Origin of the sequence: Fluviicola chungangensis (assembly GCF_007558725.1) — a bacterium.
Classification (GTDB): Bacteria; Bacteroidota; Bacteroidia; order Flavobacteriales_D; family Crocinitomicaceae; genus Fluviicola; species Fluviicola chungangensis.
In genome coordinates this window covers 143,951-160,055 of record NZ_VLPL01000001.1, presented here as the reverse complement: position 1 = coordinate 160,055, position 16,105 = coordinate 143,951, and the positions used below count along the sequence as shown (strand labels likewise).

General features: G+C 41.2%; 17 protein-coding genes. 4 read left to right on the top strand and 13 right to left on the bottom strand.

Translation table 11 applies throughout. The annotated features are described in order from the left end of the window. Positions 1-33 precede the first annotated feature (33 nt). Complete coding sequence (locus tag FO442_RS00765) at positions 34-2,118, bottom strand: VWA domain-containing protein (protein ID WP_144331225.1); 2,085 nt, start codon at positions 2,116-2,118, stop codon at positions 34-36. An 18-nt stretch (positions 2,119-2,136) separates the two neighbouring features. Then, entirely contained in the window at positions 2,137-3,120 is a 984-nt protein-coding gene (locus tag FO442_RS00760) for a DUF3078 domain-containing protein (protein WP_144331224.1), read from the bottom strand. Positions 3,121-3,254: 134 nt separating this feature from the next. Here FO442_RS00760 and FO442_RS00755 point away from each other — a divergent pair, with 134 nt between their 5' ends. Beyond that, entirely contained in the window at positions 3,255-4,433 is a 1,179-nt protein-coding gene (locus tag FO442_RS00755) for an acetyl-CoA C-acyltransferase (RefSeq protein WP_144331223.1), read from the top strand. Between the two features lie 293 nt (positions 4,434-4,726). Continuing rightward, the gene (locus tag FO442_RS00750; RefSeq protein WP_144331222.1) at positions 4,727-4,999 is read left to right on the top strand and encodes a hypothetical protein; all 273 of its coding nucleotides are present in this window, start codon (positions 4,727-4,729) and stop codon (positions 4,997-4,999) included. Between the two features lie 60 nt (positions 5,000-5,059). On the opposite strand, the gene yajC is transcribed toward FO442_RS00750, so the two are convergent. From yajC to FO442_RS00730, 4 genes are all read right to left on the bottom strand, one after another. After that, positions 5,060-5,323: a preprotein translocase subunit YajC gene (yajC, locus tag FO442_RS00745; RefSeq protein ID WP_144331221.1), complete on the bottom strand. Its 264-nt coding sequence runs from the start codon at positions 5,321-5,323 to the stop codon at positions 5,060-5,062. Positions 5,324-5,430: 107 nt separating this feature from the next. Continuing rightward, positions 5,431-5,841: a DUF1573 domain-containing protein gene (locus FO442_RS00740; RefSeq protein WP_144331220.1), complete on the bottom strand. Its 411-nt coding sequence runs from the start codon at positions 5,839-5,841 to the stop codon at positions 5,431-5,433. A gap of 4 nt (positions 5,842-5,845) precedes the next feature. Continuing rightward, positions 5,846-6,793 (bottom strand): transcription antitermination factor NusB, encoded by a 948-nt coding sequence (gene nusB, locus FO442_RS00735; RefSeq protein ID WP_144331219.1) that lies wholly within the window; start codon positions 6,791-6,793, stop codon positions 5,846-5,848. A 23-nt stretch (positions 6,794-6,816) separates the two neighbouring features. After that, complete coding sequence (locus FO442_RS00730; protein WP_281281535.1) at positions 6,817-7,914, bottom strand: Glu/Leu/Phe/Val dehydrogenase dimerization domain-containing protein; 1,098 nt, start codon at positions 7,912-7,914, stop codon at positions 6,817-6,819. Positions 7,915-8,008: 94 nt separating this feature from the next. Between FO442_RS00730 and FO442_RS00725 the strand changes: the two genes are divergently transcribed. Beyond that, entirely contained in the window at positions 8,009-9,784 is a 1,776-nt protein-coding gene (locus FO442_RS00725) for an ABC transporter ATP-binding protein (protein ID WP_144331218.1), read from the top strand. 90 nt (positions 9,785-9,874) lie between these two features. Here the strand turns inward: FO442_RS00725 and FO442_RS00720 are convergent, their stop codons facing one another. After that, a complete protein-coding gene (locus FO442_RS00720) occupies positions 9,875-10,606 on the bottom strand; it encodes a hypothetical protein (protein ID WP_144331217.1) in 732 nt (243 codons plus the stop codon). Between the two features lie 332 nt (positions 10,607-10,938). Between FO442_RS00720 and mnmA the strand changes: the two genes are divergently transcribed. Then, a complete protein-coding gene (gene mnmA / locus FO442_RS00715; protein WP_144331216.1) occupies positions 10,939-12,117 on the top strand; it encodes a tRNA 2-thiouridine(34) synthase MnmA in 1,179 nt (392 codons plus the stop codon). On the opposite strand, the gene FO442_RS00710 is transcribed toward mnmA, so the two are convergent. The 6 genes from FO442_RS00710 to FO442_RS00685 all read right to left on the bottom strand — a co-directional run bounded on the left by FO442_RS00710 (position 12,104) and on the right by FO442_RS00685 (position 16,091). Beyond that, the gene (locus FO442_RS00710) at positions 12,104-12,490 is read right to left on the bottom strand and encodes a helix-turn-helix domain-containing protein (RefSeq protein WP_144331215.1); all 387 of its coding nucleotides are present in this window, start codon (positions 12,488-12,490) and stop codon (positions 12,104-12,106) included. The two genes, mnmA and FO442_RS00710, sit on opposite strands and share 14 nt — an antisense overlap. 125 nt (positions 12,491-12,615) lie before the next feature. Beyond that, on the bottom strand, positions 12,616-12,804 hold the full coding sequence (locus FO442_RS00705; RefSeq protein WP_144331214.1) for a hypothetical protein: 189 nt from the start codon (positions 12,802-12,804) through the stop codon (positions 12,616-12,618). A gap of 188 nt (positions 12,805-12,992) precedes the next feature. Then, positions 12,993-13,769, bottom strand: coding sequence for a J domain-containing protein (locus FO442_RS00700; RefSeq protein ID WP_186279807.1), 777 nt, complete (start codon positions 13,767-13,769; stop codon positions 12,993-12,995). A gap of 49 nt (positions 13,770-13,818) precedes the next feature. Continuing rightward, positions 13,819-14,655, bottom strand: a complete 837-nt coding sequence (locus FO442_RS00695) for a DnaJ domain-containing protein (RefSeq protein ID WP_144331212.1) — start codon at positions 14,653-14,655, stop codon at positions 13,819-13,821. Between the two features lie 5 nt (positions 14,656-14,660). After that, on the bottom strand, positions 14,661-14,873 hold the full coding sequence (locus tag FO442_RS00690; protein WP_144331211.1) for a DUF3820 family protein: 213 nt from the start codon (positions 14,871-14,873) through the stop codon (positions 14,661-14,663). A 9-nt stretch (positions 14,874-14,882) separates the two neighbouring features. Further along, on the bottom strand, positions 14,883-16,091 hold the full coding sequence (locus FO442_RS00685) for a sensor histidine kinase (protein ID WP_144331210.1): 1,209 nt from the start codon (positions 16,089-16,091) through the stop codon (positions 14,883-14,885). Between the last annotated feature and the right edge of the window lie 14 nt (positions 16,092-16,105).

The window sequence follows — 16,105 nt, the reverse complement described above, 5'->3', positions numbered from 1 at the left end:
AGGGATTGGTCGCGACCAGCCCCTACTTTTGATTTAATAAGATCCCCACCACCTTCTCAGGAACCATTCCGCTGAAAGCAACGCAATAATCAGGACAAACATCCATTTCCAGTCAATTAATTCCTGGTATCCGGTATCTTCGTATTGGATCGTTGTAATGTCTCCACGGGTTTTAATTTCATTGATCAATGCTTTGTACTGATCCAATGTTTTATACGAACCATTCGACTGAACTGCCAATTGATTCAATGTCGAAAAATTAGCGCGTGTATCCTGGTCTTCCAGGGAAATTTCATCCACGGCAAAGGAACCTGCTTTTGTATATTTCTTCCCGTTATTGTCCGCAACCACCTTCCAATCGTATGTCCCGGATTCCAACTGCCCCACATTCAACTGGTAGAAGTTTGCTGTCGGGGAAAACAATTGCTTAAATCGATTGCCTCCGCGCTTGGTGATGGTCATTTCAACGGAAGGAGTTGTAATCAGTTCCATCGCCTCATTGTAGAACTCTGCCTTGAAAATAATGTCTTCTATGGTATTGAAACGTTTGGGCAAGGTAACGCGCAAAGGTTCCCTATTTTGCTTGATTGATATATACTGAGTCAGTTTTTGAACGAATTCTTCAAAACCAACCGTGGTTTTCTTTTGCATGAATTCTTTCATCTTCCAACGCCACAACCCTTCACCCAAAATAAACCCGATTTTTGATTTCTGGGTTTGCGAAACGGCAATCAACGGATCTTCTTTCGCAATATTTCCAATACGCTGGTTCAAGATCACTACACTATTGGCCGGAAGTTTATACCTGCCGAACTTGGTGCGCAAAGGAGTCAGTACCGGCACAATTGAGGTGAAATCTGCTGATAAACCAAAGGAATTAAAGCCTTTTGCTACGGAAGGATATACATCCTCATACTGGTTTCCGTTCGGTGCTTTCACGGCCAACCCGTAGGTTTGAAGTAAACTCGTAGTAACATTCGGTCCCAAGATCATTAAAACCGGGATTCCCCTATCCTGCAATTGTTTGAATAATGGAGCATTTGGCCGTAAGCCATTTTCATACCAAACTACAAAATCCGGGAGCTTGGTTCCCAACGAATAATTGGTCATCAATTCCGAAGAAATCACCGCTTCCTGATCCAGTTCAAATACGGAACGCAACGCCTGGATATCCGGATGTGGTGCACTGGCTAAAAGCAATACATTACTTTTCGAATCAATGACTTCCACGAAACAAGTCTGCTGATTGTTGTCTTTGGTAAACTCACCTCCTATCCGTTCTACGGAAACGGTGAAGCGCTGATAGCCTTTATTCTTAGCCAGCACCGTAAACAGGAATTCTTTTTGATCCAAATTCGTATTACTTACCACCGCTTTCTGAGACTGAACCACTTTCCCATTCTGAAGCAAACTTACCTGGTACGATCCAGGTGGAACACGCTGAAAGTCTACGAGTGCCTGGACCGGAAACTCGTTATTTAAAAAGGCGACTTCATTGGAGTTCACGGATCGCACAACAATATCGCGTTTCAAAGTCGTATCACCCACTGCAAGTGAAAAAACAGGAGTTAATTCAATGCGTTCGGCTTCATACATCGGGTGAACTCCCTGGTTGTAATTTCCATCGGAAATCAGAACAATTGCACCGATATTCCGGTTAAAGAAACGGTCCTTGATTTGTTTGAATCCGGCGGCAAGGTCACTTGATCTATCGTTCAGCGAGAGTTGCTTATCCAGATCACGCACATTCGTTCCTACGGCAAGTTCCAGGTACTCATACCCTTCGCCAAGGGCTTTTGGCAGCTCCTGTCTGAAATCACCGATCCGCCGCTTCACTTTGCTGCTGTCCTTGTAATTCATCATGGAAGAAGATGAATCCACCAGCGTAATAATCAATGGCTTTTCAGGCCGGTAAGTGATCGTTTCCCAAACCAGTCCCAGCAACAATAACCCGATCAGGAAAAGGCTCAACGTGCGCAGTGAAAACAAAACGCGCAATTGGTTCCGTTCCCAGACCGATTTTTGGTCTGTCCTGAAATAATAATAAAACGAGAAGCCTACAGCAAGTATTGATATAGGTAACAACCACCATAAAGAATGATCGGAAAAGTAATTCATGCAACGAAAATACGCTTTTTACTTTTTTGTATTCGTTAAAGTGTACGAAATTCCTAATCCCAATACCGATTTAAATTGGGTTCTTGGTCCGGTTTTCCCTTTGGAATCGCGAATATCGATATCATCATCGTAGATCAGGTTCCATTGCAGGGATGCCTGAAACCACTTATTTACCTTAAAAGTGAAGATGTTTTCAAAATTGACATCGATATTTTGGGGATTATGCACATAATTGCTAAACAATTCCAAACGTGTTTTCATTTCGATGTTCTTGAACAATTCCTTTTGGAAACGCAGCCTGAAATAAGCTCCGATCTCATTTCTGAAATGCAATCCCCTTTTCAATACGTTCCCACTTGTATCCAATTCTGCTGCTTTTACACCAAAAGCACCCGCATCTGCCAGCCGCTGATCATTTACAAAAGTCATTTTTGAGGCAATCGGGGATAAATACACATTGAAATAATCTACCGGCGCATATTCGATCCCTAAAGAGAAATTCGCATATCCGGGCGCCATGAACCGTGAAATGGGAATGGAATCATTGGGGAAACTGAAACCGTCCAGGAATTGGGTACGGAATCCTCCAATTGCCGTTAGGAACCAGTGTTTTTTGAATTCGTAACCCAATGAAGTAGCCAAATCAATCCGGTCATCCGTTTTCTGCAACCCCTGCACTTTACCAACCGAATCGGTGTAATACATCCCACCCAAAGCCAGTTTGACATCATTAGACCATTTAATCCGGCGGTGTTGGTAAATCGCAGAAAAATCAACAAATCCAAGCACAGCCACATTATTTCGACCACCAGCTGCCCAGTTTACAAAAGCTGTTTGAGAACCAGATAATCCAAACAAACTGTTCACTGTCCACTTTTTAGGCATCAATGAATCGTGCAGTGCATCCAATTTTTTAATGTCTTCGCGCAATTTTTCAGCATCAGTCTGGGAAAACACAATCGAACCGGTCAATAATGTTATTATGAGAATAATGATTTTCATAAGCAATTCGGTTTTTTTATGCTACAAATTTAGTTAAATCATAAATTAAATTCACAAACTTGATTTAGAATGCACCCAACCGCTTCATAAAAGAAGAAAAATAAGTAAATTTGGGTTCGAAATTTAAAATTGCTATGTCGAAAGAAGTATACATTATTGCTGCGGTTCGCACTCCTATGGGAGCATTTATGGGTGGTTTATCTTCCATTCCTGCTACTCAGTTGGGATCGGTTGCTATTAAAGGAGCATTGGACAGATCAGGATTGAAGCCTGAATTGATTGATGAAGTTTTCATGGGAAATGTGCTGCAAGCAGGTGTCGGACAAGCTCCTGCCCGCCAGGCAGCTTTGGGAGCAGGATTATCGAACACGGTTCCCTGTACTACCGTAAACAAAGTTTGTGCTTCCGGAATGAAAGCAATTATGTTGGGTGCGCAAACAATTCTTGCTGGCGATAATGAGATTGTTGTAGCCGGTGGAATGGAAAACATGAGCCAGGCTCCCCATTACCTGGACGGACGAAATGGTGTTAAATTCGGAAATATCCAACTATTGGACGGAATTACCAAGGACGGATTATTGGATGTGTACAGCAAAGTCCCGATGGGAACATGCGCCGAAAAGACAGCCCAAAAATATTCCTTCACCCGGGAAGACCAGGATAATTTCGCGATCACCTCATACAAGCGTGCTGCTGCAGCATGGGAATCCGGAAAATTCAATGATGAGATCGTTGGAGTTTCTGTTCCTCAGCGCAAAGGAGATCCGGTCATGCTTGTAGAAGACGAAGAATACAAAAATGTGTTTTTAGATAAAATCCCTTCATTGAAGCCTGCTTTCGATAAAGAAGGAACGATTACAGCTGCAAATGCTTCTACATTAAATGACGGAGCATCTGCATTGATCATTGCCTCCAAAGAAGCGGTTGAAAAACACGGTTTGAAACCGATCGCAAAAATCGTAAGTTATGCAGACGCAGCTCACGAACCTGAATTCTTTACAACAGCTCCTTCCAAAGCAGTTCCGAAAGCATTGGCAAAGGCAGGCTTGACAACAGACCAGGTTGATTTCTGGGAATTGAATCAGGCTTTCTCCGTAGTAGGATTGGCAAACACACAAATTTTAGGATTGGATCCTGCAAAAGTAGATGTGAACGGTGGAGCGGTTGCTTTGGGTCACCCACTTGGAAACTCCGGATCTCGTGTCATTGTAACATTGATCCACGTATTGAAACAAAACGGAGGAAAAATCGGTGGTGCAGGAATCTGTAACGGTGGCGGTGGTGCTTCTGCTATGATTATTGAGAATATCTAAGATCAGTAAATAGTATACTAGAATGCCATTCCTTTTCGGGGTGGCATTTTTTATTGCATCCGATCGATCCCTCACTTTTTAACCACAAAGGACACGAAACACCCAAGGAATTATTAGACATTACCAGAATTAAAAGCGCACCAAACACACGTTGGAAAATATCCTTGTGCTCTTTGTGTTCACTGTGGTAAATAAAAGCCGGATTTCTTTTTCTGAATGGCACCGTTTTTGTTTTAAACCTTCCCGCATATTGATAATCTTATACAACGCACGCTTACTAAAATTCAGAAATTATGAAAACAAGACACATCATTCTCAGCACATTCCTTTACGGAGCAATCTCATTAAGTATGCTGACAATTGAAACACCGGAAGGTGATTTCGCAAACAAGTCAGCAACCGAATTCGTTACCACAGGATCACCCGGTCAATTTTATGCCCAGGCAGTACCCGGAGAAAGACGAAGAGTTCGAAGACGCACCAGAAGAAGAACCAGAAGACGTGTGGAGCGCAGACAGAATGCTGCAGGTTTCGCAATGAATTTCACCAAAACATATATCGCGTAAAACAGTAGAGGCGGAAAATTTTCCGCCTCTACTGTTTTTATATCCAATTAAATTATCGGATTAAGCTTGCACTCCTAAATTTTCAGCTACTGCCGTTGAAATTGCTGATTTTTCAAAACGCAACTTAGTACCTTCGGAATTAATCAAAACTGTTGTATCTGTGATCTCAAGGATTTTTCCGTGAATTCCACCGATAGTAACCACTTTATCACCTTGCTTCAAATTCTCACGGAACGATTTAAGCTCTTTTTGTTTTTTCTGTTGCGGACGAATTAAAAAGAAGTAAAACACCACCAACATCAATACGAGCATTATAATTTGCATAACTCTATTTTTTATTTAACTATTACTTATTCAGTGTTCAACAGGTTCAAAGGATTCCAACATTCAAGATTCTGAACGATTAAACATTTTGAACGTTTTGAACATTTTTACTTAATTATTGTTGCCTCAACTACCACTTTGGTACTTGGAGGCGTTGTATTCGACAAGATAGTTACACTTCTTGTCACCGGACCTTCCGAAAAAGACTCCGTTTTTACGTCTGCTTTCACAAATCCTTTTTCTCCCGGAGGAATCGGTTCCTTACTCCAATCTGCCACCGTACAAGAACAAGATCCTGAGACATCAGACAACACCAATGGCTGATCACCTGTATTCTCTACTACAAAGTTAGCGTGAATTACCTCACCTCTTGCAATTTTTCCTGCATTAAAAACACTTGGAACTTTCATCGTCGTCTTGTATCCAACAATTTCTGAAGGAGAATCAGATTTACAAGCCGTTAAAAACGCTAAAGCCATCCCGATAACTACCGGTCCTAAAAACACGATTTTTCTCATAACATTAATCCATTAAACCTCTTCCGAGTTTAGAAATTTTTCCCTCTTTTACCAATCTATCAACGGCTTTATCGAGAATTCCGTTGATAAACCCATGACTTTTTGGAGTGGAGTAGAATTTTGATATTTCAATGTATTCGTTCAAAGTTACCTTTTTCGGAATACTCTTAAACACCTGAAGTTCCGTAATTGCCATTTTCAACAGGAGGATATCCATTTTGGCAATTCGTTCCAGCTCCCAGTTATCCGTTAATTCATCGATCAGCTTTAAATTTTCGGAATCCATTGAAATGGTCTTGCGAAGTAAAGTGCGGATGAATTCCTGCTCGTCTTCCTTGTCTTTATACAAAGGCATAGCCACAAACTTTTCTCCTTCGTCCATTGCTTTGATCGATTTAATGGCCATTTGACAAGCCAGATCGATGTCATCCAGCCAATGGATGCTTTTCTCTTCAAAGAAATGATAGATCAAAGGTGAATTGGCAATTTCTGCCTTAAACAAGTTGATCATGAAGTTCTTATCTTCCTCAAAATCGGTTGATTCGTTATTCATATGAGCAAACCAGGTTTCTCCTTCTCTCATTTGAAGATAGATCTTGCGGAACATTTCATGATGTTCATCCCCGATCCAGTTTACCGAACGGTCTTCCGAAGCTTCACGCAAGGAATAACTGTCCTGCAACGTTTGTATGATCACCGAATCCACAAACTTTCTATTGGGATTCAGATCTTCTTCTGTCGGACGGATTTTCTTTTTATTTTCTTCAATACGATGTTCCGCAATGTCTTTCAGTTCACCGAAACTCAGCAATAAATACAAGTACAGATCATAAATACGATCTACCGCCTGCATGAGTTCGTTCTCGGTTTTCTTGATGCTATCCTCATCTCCTTGGAAATAAGCATACAGCGCCTGCAAAACTTTAATTCGTAAATGTCTTCTATTCAGCATTCTAAACTACTCTCCTATCTTTTTTATAGTGGTAATTTCACTTTACCGATTGACTCAATGCGCTCTTCGGCGATCTTGTTTGCAATTTGATAGGTTGGAACACCCTCTGCACTCGAACGGGAAACAATATTTCCGATCGTTGTATAAATCTCTTCGGCTTTAGCCATAGACCATTGTGGAGACAAACCTGCCACTTCCGAATAACAGTTGATTACACCACCAGCATTCAATGCGAAATCAGGCGCATAAATAATCCCTTTTTCTTTTACCAGTTGACCGTGGATTTTCTCATTCGCCAACTGGTTGTTTGCAGCCCCGGCAATGATCGAACACTTTAAGCGGTTAATGGTATCATCATTCACTGTTGCTCCTAAAGCACATGGTGCGTAAATATCCATTGGAACATCGTAAATTTCGTCTAATCCAACCACTTTTACACCGTATTCACTCGATACGCGTTTCAAGGTATCCTGGTGAATATCCGTAATAGTTACTTCTGCACCTTCGGAAACCAGGTGTTTCACCAGGTATTCACCCACGTGACCAACTCCCTGGACAGCTACTTTTTTACCAGCCAACGAATCCGAACCGAATTGCTGACTTGCACATGCTTTCATTCCCATGTAAACGCCGTAAGCAGTAACAGGAGACGGATCACCGCTTTTTCCGGGCAAACCCACTACGTGATTTGTTTCCATAGAAACCCAAACCATGTCAACCGGAGAAATACCCACATCTTCTGCAGTAATGTATTTCCCTGCCAATGAGTTTACAAACTTTCCGAAACGGCGGAACAAAGCTTCGGACTTCATGGAGCGAGAATCTCCGATAATCACCGCTTTTCCTCCACCCAAATTCAATCCCGAAATGGAATTCTTATAAGTCATTCCTCTTGAAAGACGCAATACATCATTCAAAGCCTCCATTTCATTGTTGTACATCCACATACGGGTTCCTCCCAAAGCAGGCCCAAGAACGGTGTTATGTACAGCAATAATTGCTTTCAGACCAGTTGCAGTGTCGTTACAAAACAACAATTGCTCGTGGTTATACATACTCATTTGAGAAATAACGGGGTTTTCAGCCAGATTTAGATCTTTGACTTCTTTTACTTCAAACATACGCGACTTTTAATCTTTTATTTCAATGCGAATGGCTAATTTTGTAATTCGAACAAAATCGCATTAGCGCTCGCAAAAATAGGAAATTTATCGAATGAAGTCTCTAAGCTATTTAAACAAATATTTCATCAAATACCGCTGGCGATTACTGCTAGGCCTACTATTCATTGTTGCCGGCAACTACTTCGGAGCAAAAATCCCTGTCTTTGTCGGGAAATCCCTGAACTTTCTTTCCGGAAAGACCGAATTAAGCGCAGGACAAACTCTTTTTTGGACCGTGCTCGGACTTGCCGGACTGGTTATGCTTTTTAACATAATTAAGGGATTTTTCCTCTTCCTGACCCGGCAAACACTCATTATTATGTCACGGTATATCGAATTCGATCTGAAAAACGAAATCTTCGAAAAATACCAACAGCTCGATTATGCCTTTTATAAAAAGCAATCGACCGGTGACTTGATGAACCGCATTTCGGAAGACGTTTCGCAAGTCCGGCAATACCTGGGGCCCGGAATCATGTATACCGCCAACCTGATTGCATTATTTCCCTTCTGCTTGTATGAAATGTTAAAAATCAATACGGAATTGGCACTGTACGCTCTTGCACCACTTCCAATCATGGCAACCTTAATCTACTTGGTTTCCAACCGAATGAACAAACTGAGCAAGGACGTGCAACAGGAACAATCCCGTTTAAGCACACTGGGACAGGAAACATTCTCCGGGATCCGCGTTATCAAAGCTTACATCCAGGAAAAACACGCAAGACAAAACTTTGAAACAAGCTCACAATCTTACTTAAAGAAAACCATGCGATTGGTAAGAACAAACGCCTTGTTCATGCCGACCATCTCCCTACTGATCGGAACAAGTACGCTATTAAGTATTTACATGGGCGGGTTGCTTACTTATGGCGGAACAATCGATACAGGAGACATTGTATCAACCATTCTATTGATCTATAATTTAACCTGGCCATTCGCAAGTATCGGCTGGGTAACAAGTATCAATCAGCGGGCTGCAGCATCCCAGGAGCGCATCAATGAATTCTTAAGAACCGAACCGGCGATCAAAAACCAAACAGAAACTCCCTTGGAGCCATTCCGGGAACTCCGATTTGAAAACATGTCGTTCCGCTACGGACCGGATTCTCCCAACGTATTATCCGATATCAATTTCACACTGAAACGAGGCGAAACACTGGGAGTCATCGGGAAAACAGGAGCCGGAAAGTCCACACTCCTGCAAATGATCGTACGCCAATTGGATCCATCCGCCGGAAAAGTTCTGTATAATTCAAAAAACCTTTCCGCCATCAATCTGACCGAATACCGAAAGCAACTCTCGATTGTTCCGCAAGATGTCTTCTTATTTTCGGACACCATTCACAACAACATTGCATTCGGGGCACTGAATTTTGATACTGTAACACGAGAAGAAATTGTGAATGCGGCAAAAAATGCACACGTCCTGCACAACATAGAAGCTTTTCCCGATCAATTCGAAACCGTACTCGGCGAACGGGGAGTAAACCTTTCGGGCGGACAAAAACAACGCGTGAGCATTGCCCGCGCATTAATCCGTAAACCGGACATTTTACTCCTGGACGATTGTTTATCCGCAGTCGATACCGAAACAGAGGAAATCATTCTGCGCAATTTACAGCAGCTTAACCGGGAAAATCAAACTACTTCCGTTATTGTGAGTCACCGTATTTCCAGTCTTCGCAATGCAGATTATATCCTGGTACTGGAAGACGGCAAAATTGTGGAAGAAGGAAAACCGGCTGATCTTTTGTTGACAAACGGTCATTACCGGGAATTATACGACAAGCAATTGTTTGAAGAACCGAAGGTTTTCGAAGACTAAGGGAAATTAGCGATTATCCATGTTCTAATTATCCGAAAGATCCGATCCTTCAGTCAGCTTCTCGATAGTTGATCATTAAAACATGGATAATTATTTCTGTTTCTGGTATTCCCCTTCTTTCTCCGGATGCAATAGCAAGTAATGCTCCAGTTTATCTTTTATAAAGGTGATCAGCTCAATATCGGTGGCTGTTTTCAGGAAGTTTTCATCCATGTTCATGAAATGAATGAATTCGATGAAATCTTCGTTGTTCAGTTTAATGATATCGTACGAAACATAAAGTCTCAATAACTCCTGTACGATTTCTTCTTTTGAATCTTCGTATTGTTTTTGCGCAACCCAAGCCTTGGACTGTTCACGCTTGGAAAAACGCTGGTACAATGCCGTAATCGGGCTTTGAAAAGCTTCAATTCCTGTAATAGTCCTCGTTTCTCTTAGCGCCAAAGCCGCACGCTCTTCTTTAATTTCCTGGATAGACTTTAAAGGCTTAATCACCACTTCATCAATTTGGCGGGCTTTTCTTTCAACCGCTGCATAGACTTCAAAATGACAAGAGGAATCTCCCTTTACCCGGAATCCGTAGCGTTCATACCCTTTAATGGATAAAACAATGGAATCGTTGTTGTTTACATATACACCAAACGTTCCGTCGGGCTGACCGAAAACACCTTTTCCGTTGGAGGTATTTACGACCATTAAATTCAAAAATGCGTGTTTAACCAGGGTATCTTCCACTTTTCCCTTCAACCATACCTTCGTACACGGTTCCTGGGCATAGGCACTGCCGGATAGGATCATTAAGATTACAGTAATCAGTTTCATACGACGAAAATATCACTTTTTTCTGCGCTTTCATTTCTGTTAACTAATATTTACATTGTTTGGAACAAAATCGCTACATAGACAGATAGAATAATTCAACAGTTCAATTAAACGTTTTTTCACTTTTCACTTTATACAATCTTTTTGAACCCATTGAAGATTTTAATCTTTGAACACACAGAAATGTCAATAAGCATTCAAGAATTGATTTCTTTCTTTCACATTGAAACAAATACAAATGTAACTATCAATTATTCACTTTTGTAACTGTTAATTTTTCGAAAGAATGGAAATTTTCAAAAGTTCGTTTTAAAAGTTCGTAAATTTGCACCATGAAAAGAGTGGTTGTCGGACTCTCCGGCGGTGTAGATTCAAGCGTAACAGCACATTTATTGCAACGGGAAGGATATGAAGTAATCGGGTTATTCATGCGTAATTGGCACGATGAAACAGTTACCCTTTCCAACGACTGTCCCTGGATCGACGACAGCAACGACGCTCTTTTAGTAGCCGAACACCTTGGCATTCCCTTCCAGGTATTGGATCTTAGCAAAGAATACAAAGAACGCATAGTCGACTACATGTTTGCCGAATATGAAGCCGGCAGAACACCCAACCCGGACGTACTCTGCAACCGCGAAATCAAATTCGACGTGTTCTTAAAAGCTGCCATGGAGCTCGGCGCTGATTATGTTGCCACCGGACATTATTGCCGGAAAACCACCACAGAAGACGGAATTCATCATTTATTGGCCGGACTGGACCCCAACAAAGATCAGTCCTATTTCCTGTGCCAGTTGTCCCAAGAACAACTTTCCAAAGCCCTTTTCCCGATCGGAAACCTTCAAAAATCAGAAGTCCGGGCCATTGCAAAAGAAATCGGTTTGGTTACAGCCGAAAAGAAAGATTCACAAGGACTGTGTTTCGTTGGAAAAATCTCTTTACCTGAATTCCTTCAACAAAAGCTAGAAGTAAAATACGGTAAAATCATTGAAATCAATGAATTAGAAGACCAGTTTACCGAATATTCCAACATCCCTGTAAACCTGGAGCACGTTGTTGAATTAAGCAAAGAATTCATCTACTCACCCAACATGGGACAGGAAGTAGAAAAACACATCGGCGCACATTACTACACGATCGGGCAACGAAAAGGACTGCACATCGGCGGAAGACCCAACCCATCATTTGTAATCGGGATAGACACAGAAACAAATACAGTTTATTCCGGGCAAAAAGACGATCACCCGGGACTCAACAAATGGGCACTAAAGATCGAAACCAATGAAATGCACTGGATCAACCCGAATTTTGAAATGAATACCGGTGACGCAGCAGAATTTGAAATCCGCATCCGATACCGTCAACCGCTTCAAAAAGGCACTTTAACACGCCTGGAGGACGGATACTATATCCTGTTCGATAAAAAGCAAAGAGGAATTGCCCCGGGACAGTTTGCAGCACTATACCTGAAAGAAGAACTTATCGGCTCAGGGATTATTTCTCATTAGGAAGGAAGACGTCAAATGTAAAATCATCGTAGAACACGAGAGTCTTTACAATTTTCTTTTCAGTCCCGAAAGCTTTATCATCTTCGCAAACAGCATCAAACCCACTCTTTCGTACAGGTACGCCTGCCAACTTGTCCGTTAACAACTCAAAATCCTCCGCTTCTTTCTTTCCCTGCTTACCGGTAAAGAGCCACTCAGCGGAAACACGCGGAAAAGCACGCAACAACTTCTCAACAAAATCAAAACTGGGTTTATTGCGACCACTCAACACATGACTCACATTCGATCGCTGCACACCTATCTTATCCGCAAAAGATCCCGCATTCAATTTATGTGAATCCATAATCATCCGTAACCGATCTTTTATCTCCATGATACAAATGTATTATTTAAAATATACAATACTAAATTTTGCATTGTTTACATTTGTAACTGTTCAAGACAAAAAAAAGCCTCCCGGAATCCCGGAAGGCTAATTGAACGTATATCTTATGAAGTTTAATTGATACTATATCCAAAGAAAAGCATGCTGTTTGTTACTTGTGGTATACTTGGTCCAAATGTAACTAAATCCATTAATTGAGCAACTTCCACGATACTTAAGTTGCTATTCTTACCCATTGCCTTGTGACGCTCTAATTTTGTTTTTGCCAGGCTTACTGCGTTATTAATCATTGTGCTTTCCATATTATATAAAACTTAAATGCGATGCTGTTTTGACCCGTCTACGCCACAGTTGTAGATTAGGTTACAAATCCAATCAAAAAAAATAAAAAAAATCAGAAATTGTTTGAACAACTCATTTGAACGAAATTAAACAATCAATTAATTATCAATTATTTAAACACAAAAGCACATTTGTGACAATTTAAAAATCAATTTGAAATCAATTCCTCGTATGCATCCTGAATCTCCAAAAAGCGCTGTGCAAACTCCCTTCGCTCCTCTTCATTCAACTCCCGGTTCAGGTCCGGATGAAACTTCTTTACCAGTCTGCGGTAACTCTTTTTGATTTCTTCTTCCGTTGCAGACATTCCCAAATCAAGTATGGCCAGCGCCATGTTCCTCCGTGTTTGCCCATTTGCTATGGCATGCAAACGTTCACCACCCGCAGAGGAACCAAAAATCCGTTTGCGGTATTCAATAACCCTTTTTTCAATATACACCGACTGCACACCAATCAATTCTCCCAACCGAACTAAAGCCGTGAATTCCCTATCAATCAATTCGCTATCCACAAACACCAGATCGATTAAAAAATCAATCAGATCAGCCCGCTCCTGAGCTTCATGCATTTTTTGCACCACCCAATTGGCAACACTTCGCACATGAATAGAGGTTTCCCCAACCAATTCCAGTTCATTTGCAATAACCAGGGAATCTATATTAAACTTTTTATTGATATAAACAACTACAAACGATTGTTTTTCAAATGATTTAATGGCATTTTTACGCATCATCCATGCAGCCAGCAACACATAGATCTGGAAGATCATTTTTTCCGTCCTTTTACCGGAAGGTGGCTGAAAACTACGTTTCAGAATCAATTCAGAGCTCGTTTTCCGCTCTTTAGAATCCTTCACCTGACGCCTGATCAGCACCAAAATCAAGAAAGCAAAAACAACTCCGGATATGATTCCAAGCACCATCATATCATGCATTGATAACTTCCAAAATTAAACGAGAAGGTCCCGATCCAAATCATACCAGTAATTTAAGCAATTCCTCGTAATACAATTGCAATTCCTGGAATTTCACCTCCAGTTCTTTGTGCTCTTCCGGAGATGCATCCGGATAGCGGTCGGGATGATATTTCTTCACCAGTTTCCGGTACTTCAGCCGGAGCTTCTCTTCATCCAGCGCATCCTTTTCCATTTCGAAGTATTCCAATGCCTTACGCTCCAAATCATCCCGATAACTTATGGAATCATTTGCCTTACTCCTGTATTCATATCTTCTCGCAAAAGCACGATTGATATCTTCCATCAAAACCAGCCACTCTTCATGCACCAGGGTAAAAGCATCAATGATCCGGACCAACTCTCCTTTTTCACGTGAACCGATAACTCCGTCCTGTGCTGCCATGTGAATCAAAAAACGAACAACATCCCTATGCTGTTCTTCCTGCTGAAAACGGCTCAACCACCGAACGATTGATTCTGACCGGTATACATCCGAATAAGCCATTTTGAGCGATTCATGAAACGAACCGTGATTTTCCGGATACAGGTAAACAATGTATTCTTTCAGGTAAATACATTTCTCCTTAAAACAGTCCGGGTTTGTTCGCAACACATTCATGCTCAACAAAACCAATGCATCAATATGATTATAGGAATTGAACTTTGTTTTAAAACGGAACTCTTTCCTAAGTTTCGAAAAAACGTAACGAAACATCCAATAAGTTGGAGCAGACATGATGATTGCTGTTATCGAAAATCCGATAATCGCTTCGATCAGTTTTTGTCTGGCTACTTCTTCTTCCGCCAGTTTTTGTGCTTGCATCGCTGAAATATCCAGCAATAGAGACCAGGTCATTGTATTTATTTAGGCATTAAAGGATAAATAAGGTGTTCCAACCCATTTAGTTTAATTTCATAGATCAGCTCCAATTGTTGCCCCAACTTTCCGGCCGGAAAACCATTTTGTTTGAACCACACCAGGTAATTTTCAGGTAAATGGATCAAATAACGGTCTTTGTACTTGCCAAATGGCATTTTGGCTCTAGCCAATGACACTAATTGATGCTCATCCATGTGGTAAATTTAGCTCAAATTAGCCAGATCGAAAACATAATTCGTCCCTGAATTCCCGACATCAAGCGTAAAAGTTCCCTCCAGCTGCTCCGACATTGCCTGAATAATCTCTGTTCCGAATGAAGCAACAGAATCTTCCGACCAGGAACCATTATCACTATAAACAAGCAGGAACCGATTGGATTGATGCCCTTCCTTTTCACTCAGGTGAATACAAATTTTCGGGTTATCCTGGTACCGAAATGCGTGTTTTAAGGAATTCAGCAATAATTCATTAATCAGAAGTGCCAGAGGAACGATACTTTTCGACTTCATATCTTCCACCTCTACCCCAATAATAAATTCCGGCCTTTTGGAAATGGAATAATTAAGCAAAAGACTAGCTACCAGTGATTTCAAGTATTTTTCCAAATCAAATTTAGACAAGGAACCCGATTGGTACATTTTCTCATGAATAATCGCCATTGCCGTGATCCGGTCGATGGCTTCCTGGTAAGAACTCCCATGCTCAACATCCATGTTATTTGCCTGTAAACGAAGCAAACTGGTAATGATCTGTAAATTGTTCTTCACCCGATGATGGATTTCGCGAAGCATCACTTCCATTTCGGAATTTTGCTTCGAGATCAGCTTATTCTGGTTCGAAAGCTTTTGATTATATTCTATCAGTTCGACCCGGGAATAGTTGGTCGTCACAACATACAGGTTCAGAATGTATGCAATAGCAAAGCCTACGATCGAATATTCCAGGATGAATGTCGTTACATCATTTCCTGAAAAAGACGTGACCGACACAATATTTCCTTCGTGTAAATAGACCAGGTAATAGAACAAAACCAGGAAGTGCGCCACCAAAATCGGAATTCCCCACTTCTTTCCCAAAACAAAGAAGGTAAACATGATATTGACGATCATCCACATGGGAGTAAGGTAATGTGTAGCTTTCAGTAATAAAAACGCTCCGGACACAATACAAAAAGTCAGAATGGAGCAAATTGCTCCCACAAGCCGGTAATTCCCGGTAATCCGTATCACAAATAACCCCAGAACACACATTCCCACTGCAAAAAAATTGGGAGTAGCGCTAAAATGTTTATTAAAAAGATTGACAACTGTCACAATGGACATTAAGACCGCAAAAAAGTAGAGTAGATGCAACACCAGCCGGAATTTCATTTTTTCATGAAACTCTAACCAGTTCGTGTTCAGTTTGTCCATTATTTAGATTTCAA

Bases quoted from the DNA above. Each gene is read 5' to 3' on its own strand.
- nusB (WP_144331219.1), bottom strand. From the start codon at position 6,793: ATGCTGAATAGAAGACATTTACGAATTAAAGTTTTGCAGGCGCTGTAT.
- FO442_RS00710 (WP_144331215.1), bottom strand. From the start codon at position 12,490: ATGGAGATAAAAGATCGGTTACGGATGATTATGGATTCACATAAATTG.
- FO442_RS00755 (WP_144331223.1), top strand. From the start codon at position 3,255: ATGTCGAAAGAAGTATACATTATTGCTGCGGTTCGCACTCCTATGGGA.
- FO442_RS00685 (WP_144331210.1), bottom strand. From the start codon at position 16,091: ATGGACAAACTGAACACGAACTGGTTAGAGTTTCATGAAAAAATGAAA.
- yajC (WP_144331221.1), bottom strand. From the start codon at position 5,323: ATGCAAATTATAATGCTCGTATTGATGTTGGTGGTGTTTTACTTCTTT.
- FO442_RS00700 (WP_186279807.1), bottom strand. From the start codon at position 13,769: ATGATGGTGCTTGGAATCATATCCGGAGTTGTTTTTGCTTTCTTGATT.
- FO442_RS00725 (WP_144331218.1), top strand. From the start codon at position 8,009: ATGAAGTCTCTAAGCTATTTAAACAAATATTTCATCAAATACCGCTGG.
- FO442_RS00705 (WP_144331214.1), bottom strand. From the start codon at position 12,804: ATGGAAAGCACAATGATTAATAACGCAGTAAGCCTGGCAAAAACAAAA.
- FO442_RS00740 (WP_144331220.1), bottom strand. From the start codon at position 5,841: ATGAGAAAAATCGTGTTTTTAGGACCGGTAGTTATCGGGATGGCTTTA.
- FO442_RS00720 (WP_144331217.1), bottom strand. From the start codon at position 10,606: ATGAAACTGATTACTGTAATCTTAATGATCCTATCCGGCAGTGCCTAT.
- FO442_RS00750 (WP_144331222.1), top strand. From the start codon at position 4,727: ATGAAAACAAGACACATCATTCTCAGCACATTCCTTTACGGAGCAATC.
- FO442_RS00765 (WP_144331225.1), bottom strand. From the start codon at position 2,118: ATGAATTACTTTTCCGATCATTCTTTATGGTGGTTGTTACCTATATCA.
- FO442_RS00760 (WP_144331224.1), bottom strand. From the start codon at position 3,120: ATGAAAATCATTATTCTCATAATAACATTATTGACCGGTTCGATTGTG.
- mnmA (WP_144331216.1), top strand. From the start codon at position 10,939: ATGAAAAGAGTGGTTGTCGGACTCTCCGGCGGTGTAGATTCAAGCGTA.
- FO442_RS00730 (WP_281281535.1), bottom strand. From the start codon at position 7,914: ATGTTTGAAGTAAAAGAAGTCAAAGATCTAAATCTGGCTGAAAACCCC.
- FO442_RS00695 (WP_144331212.1), bottom strand. From the start codon at position 14,655: ATGACCTGGTCTCTATTGCTGGATATTTCAGCGATGCAAGCACAAAAA.
- FO442_RS00690 (WP_144331211.1), bottom strand. From the start codon at position 14,873: ATGGATGAGCATCAATTAGTGTCATTGGCTAGAGCCAAAATGCCATTT.